Raw genomic sequence first — 14,332 nt, forward strand, 5'->3', positions numbered from 1 at the left:
CCAAATTTTGGGACGAATTCCGGTGCTTGTTCTCAAGCGTAAAAAGCAGGAATGCTCATTCCATCCACAAGGCGGCACATCTTGAAGAAACTTCTCTATGCTGGTGTTTTCATTTGCTTGGGCGTCGTCGAGGCGCTCGGCGCTCCCCTGGCGCTGCCATCGACGCCTTATAGTTACACAGTTCTGGATCAAGACCTCGCGGCCGCACTGCAGGAATTCGGCAACAACCTAAATATCAGAGTCAATGTCAGCACCGGGGTGAAGGGGCGGATTCGCGGGCGACTGCCCGATCTCCCACCGCGAGAGTTCCTCGAACGGTTGATCAATCTCTACAATCTTCAATGGTACTACGATGGGCTGGTGCTCTATGTATCCGACGCGCATGAGGCGCAAAGCCGCCTTTTGGTCTTGAGTCCAATCAGCTTTGATGCGCTCAAGGCGGCACTCGATGCGCTCAACATCTCCGACGAGCGTTACATCGTGAGAGCCGTACCGGGAGATGGCCTCGTCTTCGCCTCTGGTCCACCCCGCTTTGTCGCGCTTGTGGAGCAAACACTCAAAGGACTTGCGGCGGAGGCACAGGCACGGCGAAACCCGAGCGGTGGCGAAAAGCCACCGCACGAGTCGGTTTTGATGCTGTTTCGGGGATCCTCCAGCGTGGTCATTCGCGAAGGACGACCGAATGACGCTCCTTCGCCGGAGGCACCACATCAAGACGGCATGGTCCATCTACCCGATGCAGGTAAGAAATGACCTGATGACAACAGATCGCCTACGAAGAGGTGCCATGCGTCTGTCTATGCCCTCTGTCAGCTTTTCGAAAGCTACTGCTGCCAGTGTCCAAGCGCGGATATGTAGATGGTCGATGCCGCAGGGCGGCGCAAATAAACGTCCAGGCCGGAGCCACGGACGCGAACCAGAGTCCTGGCCAACAGCATCGGTGACCGTGCTTTGCCGCTTTAGCACCTCGTGCGAGCTTTTGAACAACTCGACGAACTCTGCCATGCAAATGAGCTTCGTCGCAAAAGAATGAAAGCCCCTCCGTTGTCCAAAAGGAGGAACAGGATGGACTTCAACGCGCTAAGCCCGGCGGACAACAGCCCAGCATCCCAACTCGTCCTCGTTGCCCGCCGGTCCGAGAGAGTCGCATTGCATAAAATACCCGAATACAGCCAGGACCTAATTTGGCAGGAACTCGGAGGCAGATCATCGCGTGTCGAGCCATCATTGAGCGGCGGCGAGCGGACCAATTCCCAACAGCCGATCGCTCAGCACCGCGTGGACGCCTCCGAGTTCGGCAACGACCTTGTTTGGCAAGATCCGGGTCACCTCAACGCTGGACCGTCTCAAGCGGACTCGCGTGCCCGCACGGGTTGCTCCGCCGGAACTTGGAGATTTCGCCATGGCGAACGGCCGTCGCGCCAGGGGCGAGTGGGTCTTCACTGGCCAAACCGCTACGCTTGCTCAGATCGAAATGCTAAGAAGCCGCAATCTCATACCGACCAGGGCTCACAGACAATCACGTTCACCAACCTGGGTGTGCCTGTCAGGGCGGAATGGCGAGAAGAAGGTTCAATTCGTATCAACCATCGCTAGACTCTGCCCTTTGGCCTGTAGGCTCGAGCGAACACTCGCCAAGCGGATAAGCATGATGACATGAAGAATGCCAGGCGCAGCTGAGCTTCGATCCGCTCGGGGCAACATGGTCGGCACAATACCGCCGGACTCTTTCGAGCATCTGCGCCAGTCAATCTGATACGATCATTCTGTATCTGGCTCATCGGGCAGACGCCAACACTCTCGTTGGGCGCAGGCGCGAGGTCGCTAGGCGTGGGTGATTTCACCATCAGATGCTGCGGAGACCTGCGACGTTGTTGCAGGAATCAGCGCACGTGACCATCCGCAGAGCGGCAGACTCGGGTTCATTGATTCGACCTAGTTAGCGTGGAGGCGAGCGATCGAAACAAAACAGGCAAGCCGATTCCGATATCAAGAACCATCACCGCCTTTCACACTGTCATTTCGCGCCTCGTTATGAAACCTCTGAATGCCGTCAGCTTTTGGAAAGCTAATCGAACCTACCATACGGCGTGAATATCTAGACGGCGATGTGCCTATAGATTGTAGCGGAACTGAGCGCTGGGGCGCACTGAGCAATCGGAAGCAATTGGTAGGAGCCATCGATCCTATCAACATTTATTGCTCGTTGTTCGTCGCGATTCTCGGGCTGCGCCACATGCCCGGCCTGTGGTGCGATCTCAAATCAGAGGACCTATAATGTCAGTCAACAACCTGTCGCTAACCGCCAGCTCCACTTTGTCCGGGCTGGCGCCCGGGCCCTCATCGGCGCGGGATCTTTCAAATTTCGAGGCGATGCTGGCTAGTTTCTCGTTGAAAGACAAGCTCGATGACCATTGCGCACCGCAGGATCCGGCGGCTGCAGACTCAGCCAAGCAGCTGACGGAGGAACTCACGCAGGAGGTGCGGAACATCCTCCCGCCGGAGATCAAGGCCGCACTGGACGCAGGTCAGCAGGCGCCAGAGCCATCCTCCACGGAGTCCTCCTCCGCTGAGAGCGCACCAAAGATTGCAGAGGCACCCGTACAAAGCTCCAGGATCACGTGGAACAGCGGCACGTTGACTCATGCCGAGCTGCAGATTGTGTCGGTGCTGAACCGACACAAAGACAAGTGCCCGCTGGATTGGAAATCTCTTGGAGATTTGGCCAACGATCCCTCCACACCACCGGATCTAAAAGCGGCGATCGAGGCTCTGCAACAGGACCCAGAGCTCTTCTATGCGATAGGCTCGCAAGGTGACGGCCGCTGCGGCGGGAAGATTAAAGCAGGTGATCTCTCCAGCTTCTCCGATCACCACCCTCAGGTTGGTGCGTTCCAGGAGCAGCGGGCAAAGAACTATACGCAAAACTACATCCCTTCCGACGGCACCCGGAATGGCGAGCCATCGGTTATGACCCAGACCGATGCATTGCGCGAGCTCTATCGGTATTCCGACAACCTGCCTAAGAACCTGAGCCTTGCGGATTTCAAGCGGATCGTCGACGGCGAAGCCAAAACCGGCAAATGCCCGCCGCAGGTTCTCGCGGCCGCTCAATACTTCCTCGATCACCCGGACGAATGGAAGCAGCTGTATGGTGGCTCGATAGACAAGGTCCACAAAGAGGACTTCCTGCAGATTGCTTCATCATCGATGAATCTCACGCAAGCCGAGCTCGATACGCTCAATACGATCAACAAGAACCAAAACGCTTTCTTCGGGAACGGTGATCTGACCCGGGAAAAGCTGGCGAGCATGGTCGATGATAAGAGCCTCACGCCCGAGGTGCGAAAGGCGGCCTCCCAGCTGCTCTCCGATCCCGTGTTGTTCGGGTTGATGAACAACGCAATTACGGGCTACAAAACCCACCATAAGTTCTTCGACTTCGGCGGCGGGCATACGGTCGATTCCGGCAACATCAGCAACAGCGACTTCAACCAGTTCTTCAACAACATGTCGGGTGCGAACCGCACCGTCCACCAAGTGAAGACGCATGCCGTCCGAACGCCTGCCGAGCAGGACGCGGTCGCGGACATGACGATGGGCGTGGCAGACCAGCCCGACATCAAGTCTCCCAAAAAGAACGGTGGCGCCTTTATGCACGCACTTAATGACGTGCTCAAAGTTGGCTCTAAGGTATTCGACTGGGCCGCGACAGCAGTCGGTGTACTTGGCTTCATTCCAGGTTTGGGTGAATTGGCCGATCTGGCGTCAATGGTGCTCGAAGCCGAGGCGCAAGCTGCAAATCTTCTTCACACTGCCATCAGTGGCGGCAACATAAAGCAAGCGCTGGAAGAAGCCGGGCTGAGCCTTGCGGCACAGGCGGTGGGCTGCATCGCCGGACCTGAGGTCAAATTAGCAATGCGAGAAGGCTTGGTGAAGCAGGCAATTCAAGAAGCCGCGACGGCCGGCATCAACCTGCCGGTTTCGGTGGCCCAGTCCTACGCGCAGGATTATTTGAATAACCTGAAGGCTCGCATCGAGTCCGAGCGCTTGCAAGCTGCAGGCGCCTACGCCTAGGCGGAGCGACGCTATCCTCTCAGGATCACGCTGGAAACTGAGCTTGCGCGACCTCCGCGCGGTTGGGCCTCTCTGCCGAGCAGTAGGTCGCGCAAGCTCCACCAGCATACTTGAGACCGCCCCGAATCCGAGGAACTTATTTCGGCCCTTCGCTGCGCACAAGCTATGTTGGCCGACACGATCGTCAGGCTGCCGCGGTGATGTTCCAGTGACTGCATACGCCGCCTGTCAACATCGCGATGCATTAACAATACCCGACAGACCGGCCACAGCCGCGGAGCCTGCCGGTTGCGCAAGAATCGAGAGCACATTGGTCCAGAGCGGTAGAGAAGGGCTCTTTCTCGAATAGCGGGCTCCTGCTCGGTCTCCGTGAAAGTGGGTCGCGATTGAAGGATCTGCCATGGGCCCGCCGGGGCCGATGGACCGCTCTGGCCGCTGAATCGGCCGTCACTCTGGCTTTCAGCCTCGCTTCCGACGACGTCAAGCTCCGTGCAGCATCGCCTGACCGCAAGCAAATTGTCGAAAGAGCTCGGAGGCATCGCAAGAGACATGAGCCCGAGATTGCAGCACGTTCAGCCCAAAACGCTTTTAAAGTGGTGGCTTTGATATTTCGCCAATTGAACGCTTTCGAAGATGAGCAACGTGCTCACCCGATCAAGCTCCACAAACGATTGTTTGTCTTAACCATCTGATCTCCAGCTTTCGCCGGCTACCTTTCAAATACGGTCTGCTGGTGAACCGTTTAGTGACGATCCACCATCGGCTCATTGTATTTTCTACGACTCGTCAGCTTGTCGAAAGCTAATCCTTGCAGAGTGGAGGGTGGAAACTGCCTCGATTGGCACATCGAATTGACATAGGAGAACCCGATGCGCGTTACGAGCTCTAGCGCCGCTGGGCACGTTGATGCTGACCTCCATGCGGCTGGCGGCAAAAGCGGCGGCAAAAAAGGATCTCACAAGCCTGGCGAGCGCGACGATCATGGCCGATCGCCTGATGCAAACATTCCCGTAAACGGCGGCGCGTCCACTCCGGGCGGTAACTCGCATGAAGCCGCTATGCAGCAAGCGTTCAACGTCGCTCTGGGAGCCGTTGCTCTCCAATTTGTGAATAGTGCAATGAGCCATTTCGACGATGTCATGGCCGAGACAGAGGAGGATTCCTGACGTCGCATGTTGCGACGCTAGGAAATAGGAGCCGCACGTGGCGGCGAAATTGAACACACAGGAGAAATAGGATGACTAAGAATGTTGGTGCGTCTCATACCTCGGCTGCAGGTGGAGCAGCCGGCACCGCTACTGCTGCAGCAGCTTCCACGGCTGCTGAAGCTGCTGGAGAGGCGGCATTCCAACGGCAAATCGCCGCTCTGACTTTGACCAGCACAAAGGCTGCTGAGAGGGATGTGGAACTTCGCGTCGTCTCGACCGAGCTCTCGACCGTCAAAAAAGCGGCCGATGAGCGGGTGCAGTAAGGGATGAGGTGGGGCGACGTCGCCCCACCACTTTCCCCGGCTGCTTAGTCTGTGAAGTCGCAACGGGCCGTACGGTTTTGCCGTACGGTCCCATTCGCTATTCAGGAAACCGACCGTGAATGAACCAAATTGCCTGCATTTCGAAGTGCTGTCGGGGTGTTATTCCGGGCTGACAAGTAAAGTGGGGATCGGACCGTGTCTGATTGGCAGCAGCCTCGATGCAGACTTAATCTTCGTCGAACAAGGCCTCGAACCGCACCATTTCCGTATCACCCCGCATTCCAATTCAATCGAGATCGAGGCCCTTGCGAGGGACGTCAGGATCGAGGGGCACGAGACTGTTTTAGCGAATGAGCCCATTGTTGTCCCTCTTCCTGTCGTTTTGCATGCCGGGGCGATGTCCATGCGCTGGACGATCGAGGACTACAAACAAGCTGGCTCCATCGACCGCCGGCGTATATCGCTCGCCGTTCTCACTTTTGTCCTGATCAGCTCTGCCGCGGTTGGCGCAGTCTCATCCAGTTTTGTCCAGACCGACGCCACAGTGGCGTCAAGTCCGTCGTCCCCTGCTACAGCCATTGCACCCAAGCTGGCGCTCAGCGCTCCTGATGCCCTGGCCACCGATGCAGCTGCCGAGCGGCTGCAAGAGGAAGTTGACAGAGCGGGCCTTGTCGGCATCAAGGTCGCCTCTGGGGCGGGCGTCGTCACCGCCGACGGCACCGTTACGCCCGCCTCGCTGGCCACATGGCGAGACGTCCAGCAGCGGTTTGATCAAAATAGCAATGGCGCTTATACGCTCGTCAATGCGGTCGCCATCAAGGTTGAGAAGACGCCCCCCGCAATTGAGGTCCAAGCTGTTTGGCGCGGGAGCGAACCCTATATTGTCATTGCTGGTCAAAAGTATTTCGTCGGCGCGCTCTTGAGCAATGGATGGACCGTCTGCGGGATTGAGGAAGGGCGTGTTCTGCTGAGCCGGGATGGTCGGCTTGCCACCCTACCCTATTAGCGCTTTTGGCCGCATGTAAGGAAGCAAAGTGCCATGACTAGGCTGCCCCCGAATCCCGTCAAGCCTGGCACCTCTTTTCAGGAGCCAAACGTCGATCATCATGCATCTGCCACCACGCCGGTTAGTTCTCGAGCCAAGTCCATCGGGATTGATCGGACCCGTGGCAATGATACCAAGAGCCACACCTCAATTTCTCGCCACAGCGACGTGCTGGATCCGTTGGTCGACGCCACGATCGAGAGCGCGCTCGAGCTCAGTTCGATCGATGCAGTCTCGCGCGTCAATCTCGACGAGGCGCGCGCCCCGCCCGGTCAGGTCGAGCCAGGCTCGGAACTCGCTTGGCTTAATGAGCCCAATCTCGCGCACGGTCTACTCTCCTTCGTGACGCCGCGCTTACGCCATTCGCATGTTCTGCGTCCAGAGCAACACGGCCTTCTTCTGGAGCGTTTGGCTGATACGCTATCAGCCGCGCCAGAGGATTTGGTGTCACGTGAAGGGGCCGCACTTCTGCAACTGGAGCTGCAGCGATTAATCCTGTTTCGCCAGAGTCACAACGGCTTGATCAAAGGCTAGCGATGGCCGGGCCAGACAAAGTGCAACACTTCACATCTACACAGCGCGTTTCCGAAGCCGGCGCTGTCGAACTGATCTCCGGGCCGGAGCGAGATTTGCTCTGCGTGCTTTCTTATGTCTACCTTGCGTGCGGACAGAGCGCCAAGAGCCTGGCTCTATTGCGGCTGGTCGCTCACGAACAGTCCCAAGACATCGGCCTGCTCCGCATCCTGGCCTACGCTCTCATCTCGGAGCGTCGCGGTGACGAAGCACTGTCGGTATTGGATAAGCTTGACAAACTGGATGACGAGCCGTCTTCGTGTCTGCCCTTGATGCTGATGCGCAGCCACGCCCTGCGTCACGCCGGCCGCATGACCGAAGCGCAAGCCGTCTTCAAACGCTATGTTTTGTTGCGGGGCAGCACAGCTGCAATCGAACAACAATAAGGCTTCTCATGGCCAACCTTCTACGAACTCTCATCACGCGCGCGCCGGCTCATCCGGATTTGATGGTCGCGTTGATGCTTCTTCTGGCGATCGGAATGATGATCATGCCGATCCCGATCATAGTGATCGATATGCTGATCGGCTTCAATCTGGGGTTTGCCATATTGCTGTTGATGGTCGCCCTGTATCTCAACACGCCGCTCGACTTTTCGTCCCTACCGGGCGTCATCCTGATCTCCACCGTCTTTCGTCTCGCTCTTACCGTTGCAACGACGCGACTCATCCTAGCCGAGGGCGATGCCGGCAGCATCATCCATACGTTCGGCGATTTCGTCATATCCGGCAACATCGCCGTCGGCATTGTCATATTCCTGATCGTGACCATGGTGCAGTTCATGGTTCTCGCCAAGGGCGCCGAACGGGTGGCGGAGGTATCGGCGCGCTTCACGCTCGATGCGCTGCCGGGAAAGCAGATGGCGATTGATGCGGAGCTGCGCAACGGCCATATCGATCAGCACGAAGCCCGCAGCCGGCGCGGCGCGCTGGAGCGAGAGAGCCAACTGCACGGCGCGATGGACGGCGCTATGAAATTCGTGAAGGGCGATGCCATAGCCGGACTCATAATCATCTGCATCAATATGCTGGGTGGCATCACGATCGGATCGCTCTCCAAGGGCATGTCCCTCGAGGAGGCGATGCATCAATACACCATCCTGACGATCGGTGATGCGCTCATTTCGCAGATTCCGGCCCTGCTGCTGTCAATTACCGCAGCAACCATTGTTACTCGTGTCAACGGTCCTTCCAAACTCAATCTCGGCGCTGATATCGTCAACCAACTTACAGCCAGCACGCAAGCGCTACGCTTGGCGTCCTGTGTCTTGCTTGTGATGGGGCTCGTTCCTGGCTTCCCTTTGCCCCCCTTTGTCATACTGGCCGCGCTCTTCTCCGCCGCCAGCTTTCTCAAGGTTAGCGTGCAAGAGGGCAAGACCGCTCCCAAAGCCGGCGCCGGTCCCACCGGTTCGGCTCCCGCTTCCGCACAGGGTCAGAAGCAAGCCGTGCCCGCGGAGGCACTTCCAATTACGCTGTTGCTAGCGCCGAGCCTGATGCAAGCAATCGACGTAGGGGAACTCGAGCAGTGCGTCGCTCGGGTTTCGGCACTGGTTTCAGCTGATCTTGGCATCACAATTCCACGCATTCCCGCCCAAAGCGCAAAGCACCTGGCCCAATCGCAATTCCGGGTGGATGTCGAAGGAGTGCCCGTGGAAGAGGGCGCCATTGACCCTACACAACTCTTACTTAATGACGACGTGGCGAACATTGATTTGAGCGGGATCCCCTTTTGGCACGACCCAGACACGAATCGGATCTGGATCAAACAAACCCATGCGCCTGCTCTCAAAGCTGCCGGAATAGGGCACCACCGTCCGAGCGAAGTCATCGCCTTGCGCGTCCAGTCAACGTTGACACGCTATGCACAGCGCCTGGTGGGCATTCAGGAAACGCGTCAGTTGCTTGGCCGGATGGAGCAGGAATATGCCGATCTGGTGAAAGAGGTGCTGCGCACGACACCGATCCCTCGCATTGCGGATGTCCTACGTCGCTTGCTGGACGAGGGCATCCCGATCCGGAACACCCGTTTGGTTTTGGAAGCGCTTGCAGAATGGAGCGAACGGGAACAAAATGCCGTACTGCTCACGGAATATGTGCGCTCCGCTCTGAAGCGGCAGATCTGTCACCGCTACGCCAACGCCCATCGTGTTGTGGCGGCTTTTATCATTGAGCGCGAGACCGAGGATATCGTGCGCAGTGCGGTGCGCGACACCGCTGTCGGCCCCTATCTCGTTTTGGAGGATCGGCAAAGCGAGATGCTGCTTTCACAATTTCGCCAGATCCATTCAAGCATCGCACGCAGTCAGAACCAGCCAGTTATCCTGGGCTCGATGGATATCCGGCGCTTCGTCCGCGGCTTTCTCACCCGGAATGGAATAGACCTACCTGTTCTCTCCTATCAGGATCTCGCTTCGGATTTCACCGTCCAGCCGATTGGCTCCGTCAAACTTGCGCCCGGCAAGGACAACACTCCTACAGGCGGCCATCGTGACCTCCTCCCTGCGGCCGGCTGACGAGCACGGGTTTAGGGTCGTGAGGTCGCTTATGAATTCATGTAAGATTAACGTTCTGCGGCGCTGGTGTAACTTTCGTCGCCATTCGTGCTCGGCCTTTCTCCCCATGCTTGCTATTGTGCTGCTCGCGGGTTGCGTTAACTCGCACAAGTCGGGTCTTTCACAGCAGCCGGCGTCTACGGCAGAGTTGGTCGGGGCCAAGGAGGTCGATCCAGCTATGCGCGAGCGCATCGCTCACGCTCTCGGCCAGGATGCTGACGAGAAGGCTTTGCGCGATGCGCTGAAGCAACGACCGGACAATGTTGATGCCGCGATTCCTCTTGCGCGGGCTTTGCTGGCACGCAAATGCCCGAATGATGCGCTTGATGTGCTCGATGGGATCTTATTGGCAGCCCCTGGCGACCTGCGCGCATTGAATGCCAAAGCGGTTGTTCTCGATCACGAGGGCCGACATCGGGAGGCCCAAGAACTCTATCGCCAAGCTCTCGCGGTGGAACCCGCAAACCCGATGCTGCGCAATAACTTCAAACTGTCCCTCGCCCTTGAAGGTAAGATTGGCGGCGCCAACCCTGCACCGCAGGCGGACGGCCGGCACTTCGCGGCGCTATCTCGAACGAGCCAATGCGGGAGCGGATCGGAATGGTGACGTCTTGATGCTTAGCTGTCAGCATGCCGACAGCTAGGCTTACCATCAACGCGGAACACTCAATCGGCGGCGGGCCCCCGCGACCTCGTCGGTACAACTGGCAGGCTTCATGTTTCAGCGCACCGGCAATTTATCCGATACACAATGCGCTTCCGAGGCCAATGAAATGAGAACGAGCGCGACTAACGACCGGTACTACGCGCATCGCCAACGATTCGCCGGATATACTCTCCTCCCTGAACTCGGCGCCATCGAGTTTCTCCTCTGATCATTTTTCGACTGAAGTCCCGCCATACGCGCTGGTTGACGAGCCGACCGGTGGTTGAGATCTCAAGATCTTCATTCGAGAACAAGCTGGCAGAGTTTTATGGCGGAGACATAGAGCATATTGCTGCGAATCCGCAGCGATACTCTAGCTCGGCTGTCCCGAAAGGCTCAACGCACGGCGGACATTGCGTTTTGCTTCGGCACGAACTCTGGTTCAGAGAAAGCGCGATATTTCAGCTATCAGCTCGCGAACAAGAGCGCCGGGCTCCTGAGAACGAAAGCCGGAGGTCGCCCCAGTGAGCTGTTCAAGCGCAAGAATGATTGACGCGAACAATTTCCTGGGTGAGATGAACTCACCTCAATAATAGATTTCCGGGCTACTCATCCGGTTGTCGATAACACGGGCGATCTCTTGCTTTAACATCAGCCCCGGATCGATGCCAACGAACCGCTCGTCCTCTCTCAGTCTTTCAATCCGGAAGCGGAAGCCCGCGCAGCAGCGTTTGGCTTGTTGAGGTAAGTGACTCGATCATGGTGCTTGATGCGACCAAGCACGAGGACAAATGGAACAACAAAGGATGCAAATTGCAACGAGCGGGTAAACCGCCTTTGTATCTTGCCGCAACTGAAGACAATAGCGGCGATGCCAAGTGTACCGAAAGTGCAGCAAAGCCCACGAACGATCCGTATGATGATGACAATGATTTATGTAGAGCGTACAGCCTCTACATGAAGATAGCCCACCTCATTGACCAGATTGACTTTGGCGAGGTCAGCCTCGCATCTCACGCACTTCGCCATATAACTCTTGAATGATTTCTGCATCCGCAAGGATGGCGGAATCCCGCTTTTGATAAGCCGGAGTTTCCGTTTTCCTTGCGCGGCGCAACATCGGATCTTGCGGCTGACCAGCGCGCGCCGACATTCATCAGGCGATCACACATCTGAGCTCCCGGCGCTAGCAGATTTACTCGGCATGCCCCTCTTACGTCGGCTTTAGGGCTTAATGTTTGCATGGCACCGCGACGCACGGTGCCGAACCAAGGACTCCTTCTTGCCGAAAGCGAAGGCATCATCTCTCCGTGCAACGGAACGGCGCCCTTGGCACAGCGTCGGCGAGGGCGGAAGCAATAGAGCTAAGCTATCCGGTGGCTGGACGAGGGCCCGGGATGTGCTGGCGGAGATGATGAAGCTGTTTGGGCGTTCTATTCGAAGCTCCCGCCGATCAATTCCCAGCGCGGCCGCTTGCGCGACTGGATCGTTTGGCCGACCTATTGGCCAGACGGTGGGTTCTTTTCATCGTCGAGCGCGCAATCAAGCAGGACGTGCAGCAGAACAACTGAAGTATCTCTCGATCTCCGCGATCGCGCGTTCCTCCCACTCTGCAGCCTGCGCTAGCAATGAGTCCCGTTGGATTGGCCGAAATGCGGCGGACTGACGGCACAACGAAGCTATCGCGCGATAGCGGCGCACGTTTTCCATGACGGCCGGTCCGGTCATGTGTGGATCTCCTCCCCTGCTATCCCGGGCAAGAACTTGCTCGAAAACCGTTTTCGATCCGTTAGCAGTCGGAGTGGAGGCCGTGAATAGTTGGCAGAACCTTGCCGGCATGACGGAGGCCGATAATGAATGTCTTCCACAAGGAGCACATCCACATAAAACCCGGCTCGGCAGTGCTCCATCCGGGCGCTTCTGCACCCCGTTGGCTCAGTTTATTGGTTGGATAGCGGAGTTAGCAACAGCTAGCGCGAGAGAGGCACGTTTCGGCCTGCAATCTCAATCAGGATGACTGTGAACTGGCCTGTCTTTGGAATCCTCACTAACTCGTTTGAGCAATCCGTTTATTGGTGATTTGAAGGACAGAGAGCCGGTGCTTTGTCGCCATCCTTTGGCAGCAAACGGCACGCAACTGTGACTTCCTCCGTCTCATCGAAGCTAGCGAGATTGAGCAGTTGTTTACCTCGCCGGTCGACACCGAGGTGCTGCTTAGCGACGGATTCTCTCAATCGCGCAACCCTATGCAATCTAGCGTAAGTATCGCATAACGTTCCGCGTCTCTTCCGTAGCTCCGTTTACTTGACTTAGCGGTGCGCTTGCGCGGCCGGAGTGCACGGGGGTTTCACCGAGAATTTAGCGGAATCGAGGAAGGCGAGAGATACTCATCGATACTCATGGGAAGTCGTATCGCCGCAACTGCTGAAAATTAAAGGGCTATGGGAACGAGGCTAACGTTCGGGATCCACTGGGACACAGACTACCACCATTGGTCCACCCCGATTGATGCCGGGGCTTTCCATCGGATGCCACGTGTGCCGCTAATTGTGCTTCAAAACGTGCCGCAGTCCTACCCCTCAATATGCGGCAATATGCGGCGTCGTGGATCTGCTGAAACTATCGTGCCTTCAGCATGGCGGCCCGCCAGAACGCCCCTCGCGAGGTCAAGGAGCCCGTTTTAGACCCGCAACTAGCAATGACAAGCGTCCCTGGTCTTGCCGCCGTGTGGATCACAAAAGGCTACTGCGCCATTCAAGGGGACGCTTCAGCCAGCCGAAAGACCTCTGGCCATCAGCCTACCAAAACAAGGAGACGACGGGCTCTTGTTTGTAGCATATGCTCTGCGAGCGTACGGATGACAACAATTGTGGGCCGGCGCGCTCGCATCCTACGGGTTTAGGGGCACTCGGATGATTACGCCGTTTCGACGGAACTGGAGTCCAAAAGAATTATTCAATACTCTTACGCCAGCGATGTTTGCCGCCGAGCCGTCGGCTGTCCGCGCACGTTGGGACAAATTGTGGCCTGATCTGTACACCGAATATGACGCCCGGTACTTGAAACAAGAATTAGTGGCGAGAGATCTTATCGCTTCCGATGAAGCTGCTGCATTCTTTAACGCCTGGGCGGTTGACGAAGAGCGGCACACCGACGGATTTATTCGGATCATTGAACTTGTCGCCAATGGATCCGAAAGGACTCTTCGGGAGAGATTGGAGGCTCGATCTCATGATTTTGGGCTGATCGTTGAACACCTGAAGGACGAATTTTCCGTGATGGTTATGATCGCTTTTGATGAAATGTGCACTTGCCGCGCCTATGCAGCAGAAAAGCCGTTTTATGACGCCCTTGGGAACAACACGTTCCATCATTGGCTGCGGGAGATAATTGCCGACGAGGCGGTCCACTCGATGAACGCCGTTAATGTTATCCGCTCGCGCTATCGCGATCGCATTGGCCAAGTCGGCACAATTCTTGATAACCTAATCCGCGCGGCCGATACTCTACGCTATTCTGGCACCTTCGTCCTAGACTACTTCGGCGCAGTGTACTCCACGGAGCTGCTCGCCGACTCCCGCCTCGCTACCATGAGAAATATTGCTAAGCCACTCACCGTGTAGAGCGAGATCTGTAACTACGCGCTTGTGGAAAGTTGCACCGACATCATACCACCCTCGCCTCCCCTTTCTGCAAGTTGCCATCTGTCAGTTGGCGCCAAAGTATGGTGTCGGGTCATACGTAAATGTAGTGTTCACGTCAGGTCGACGGCTCACCTTCTGCCAGGATGGTACGCGCCAGTTCTGTTTTGTGTCCGGTTGACGTGCGCGCGGCCGTGAGGACGCCCCTCCGCCAATTTGGTCCGCTCTTTGCTCTGTTGTTTGGGGAACGACGCGCGGCGAAGCGCTTTGTCGGATTTGTCCACCATGAACGTGGATCAGTATGGAAGATGCCATGAAGAACCGGATT

General features: G+C 57.0%; 12 protein-coding genes. 11 read left to right on the forward strand and 1 reads right to left on the reverse strand.

Annotation, left to right across the window (positions count from 1 at the left end; genetic code table 11):
* The first annotated feature begins 51 nt into the window (after nt 1-51).
* The 10 genes from P6U27_RS32030 (at nt 52) to P6U27_RS32075 (ending at nt 11,407) form a co-directional block, all read left to right on the forward strand.
* Nucleotides 52-753: a secretin N-terminal domain-containing protein gene (locus P6U27_RS32030; protein WP_122405450.1), complete on the forward strand. Its 702-nt coding sequence runs from the start codon at nt 52-54 to the stop codon at nt 751-753.
* 1,620 nt (nt 754-2,373) lie between these two features.
* Nucleotides 2,374-4,077: an HrpF/NolX family T3SS translocon protein gene (locus P6U27_RS32035; protein WP_407194519.1), complete on the forward strand. Its 1,704-nt coding sequence runs from the start codon at nt 2,374-2,376 to the stop codon at nt 4,075-4,077.
* Between the two features lie 869 nt (nt 4,078-4,946).
* On the forward strand, nt 4,947-5,243 hold the full coding sequence (locus P6U27_RS32040) for a hypothetical protein (protein ID WP_160118921.1): 297 nt from the start codon (nt 4,947-4,949) through the stop codon (nt 5,241-5,243).
* A 71-nt stretch (nt 5,244-5,314) separates the two neighbouring features.
* Entirely contained in the window at nt 5,315-5,548 is a 234-nt protein-coding gene (locus tag P6U27_RS32045) for a nodulation protein NopA (RefSeq protein WP_122405452.1), read from the forward strand.
* Nucleotides 5,549-5,663: 115 nt separating this feature from the next.
* The gene (locus tag P6U27_RS32050) at nt 5,664-6,554 is read left to right on the forward strand and encodes a hypothetical protein (RefSeq protein WP_209294978.1); all 891 of its coding nucleotides are present in this window, start codon (nt 5,664-5,666) and stop codon (nt 6,552-6,554) included.
* Nucleotides 6,555-6,587: 33 nt separating this feature from the next.
* Nucleotides 6,588-7,127 (forward strand): hypothetical protein, encoded by a 540-nt coding sequence (locus tag P6U27_RS32055; protein ID WP_122405454.1) that lies wholly within the window; start codon nt 6,588-6,590, stop codon nt 7,125-7,127.
* 2 nt (nt 7,128-7,129) lie between these two features.
* Entirely contained in the window at nt 7,130-7,552 is a 423-nt protein-coding gene (locus tag P6U27_RS32060; protein ID WP_122405455.1) for a histidine kinase, read from the forward strand.
* An 8-nt stretch (nt 7,553-7,560) separates the two neighbouring features.
* Nucleotides 7,561-9,678: a type III secretion system export apparatus subunit SctV gene (gene sctV, locus P6U27_RS32065; RefSeq protein ID WP_407193295.1), complete on the forward strand. Its 2,118-nt coding sequence runs from the start codon at nt 7,561-7,563 to the stop codon at nt 9,676-9,678.
* Between the two features lie 217 nt (nt 9,679-9,895).
* Nucleotides 9,896-10,324: a tetratricopeptide repeat protein gene (locus P6U27_RS32070; RefSeq protein ID WP_244607815.1), complete on the forward strand. Its 429-nt coding sequence runs from the start codon at nt 9,896-9,898 to the stop codon at nt 10,322-10,324.
* A 798-nt stretch (nt 10,325-11,122) separates the two neighbouring features.
* Nucleotides 11,123-11,407 carry a hypothetical protein gene (locus tag P6U27_RS32075; RefSeq protein WP_407193296.1) on the forward strand — a complete coding sequence of 95 codons (285 nt, stop codon included), beginning with the start codon at nt 11,123-11,125 and terminating at the stop codon, nt 11,405-11,407.
* A gap of 498 nt (nt 11,408-11,905) precedes the next feature.
* On the opposite strand, the gene P6U27_RS32080 is transcribed toward P6U27_RS32075, so the two are convergent.
* Nucleotides 11,906-12,091: a hypothetical protein gene (locus P6U27_RS32080; protein WP_122405457.1), complete on the reverse strand. Its 186-nt coding sequence runs from the start codon at nt 12,089-12,091 to the stop codon at nt 11,906-11,908.
* Nucleotides 12,092-13,275: 1,184 nt separating this feature from the next.
* Between P6U27_RS32080 and P6U27_RS32085 the strand changes: the two genes are divergently transcribed.
* Nucleotides 13,276-13,986 carry a hypothetical protein gene (locus P6U27_RS32085; protein ID WP_407193297.1) on the forward strand — a complete coding sequence of 237 codons (711 nt, stop codon included), beginning with the start codon at nt 13,276-13,278 and terminating at the stop codon, nt 13,984-13,986.
* Nucleotides 13,987-14,332 lie beyond the last annotated feature (346 nt).

Source organism: Bradyrhizobium sp. STM 3566 (assembly GCF_045571445.1).
GTDB classification, from domain to species: domain Bacteria; phylum Pseudomonadota; class Alphaproteobacteria; order Rhizobiales; family Xanthobacteraceae; genus Bradyrhizobium; species Bradyrhizobium vignae.

Coding starts and splice junctions, on each gene's coding strand:
- P6U27_RS32075 (WP_407193296.1), top strand. CDS start 11,123: ATGGTGCTTGATGCGACCAAGCACGAGGACAAATGGAACAACAAAGGA.
- P6U27_RS32080 (WP_122405457.1), bottom strand. CDS start 12,091: ATGACCGGACCGGCCGTCATGGAAAACGTGCGCCGCTATCGCGCGATA.
- P6U27_RS32070 (WP_244607815.1), top strand. CDS start 9,896: ATGCGCGAGCGCATCGCTCACGCTCTCGGCCAGGATGCTGACGAGAAG.
- P6U27_RS32085 (WP_407193297.1), top strand. CDS start 13,276: ATGATTACGCCGTTTCGACGGAACTGGAGTCCAAAAGAATTATTCAAT.
- P6U27_RS32045 (WP_122405452.1), top strand. CDS start 5,315: ATGACTAAGAATGTTGGTGCGTCTCATACCTCGGCTGCAGGTGGAGCA.
- P6U27_RS32035 (WP_407194519.1), top strand. CDS start 2,374: ATGCTGGCTAGTTTCTCGTTGAAAGACAAGCTCGATGACCATTGCGCA.
- sctV (WP_407193295.1), top strand. CDS start 7,561: ATGGCCAACCTTCTACGAACTCTCATCACGCGCGCGCCGGCTCATCCG.
- P6U27_RS32040 (WP_160118921.1), top strand. CDS start 4,947: ATGCGCGTTACGAGCTCTAGCGCCGCTGGGCACGTTGATGCTGACCTC.
- P6U27_RS32060 (WP_122405455.1), top strand. CDS start 7,130: ATGGCCGGGCCAGACAAAGTGCAACACTTCACATCTACACAGCGCGTT.
- P6U27_RS32055 (WP_122405454.1), top strand. CDS start 6,588: ATGACTAGGCTGCCCCCGAATCCCGTCAAGCCTGGCACCTCTTTTCAG.
- P6U27_RS32030 (WP_122405450.1), top strand. CDS start 52: ATGCTCATTCCATCCACAAGGCGGCACATCTTGAAGAAACTTCTCTAT.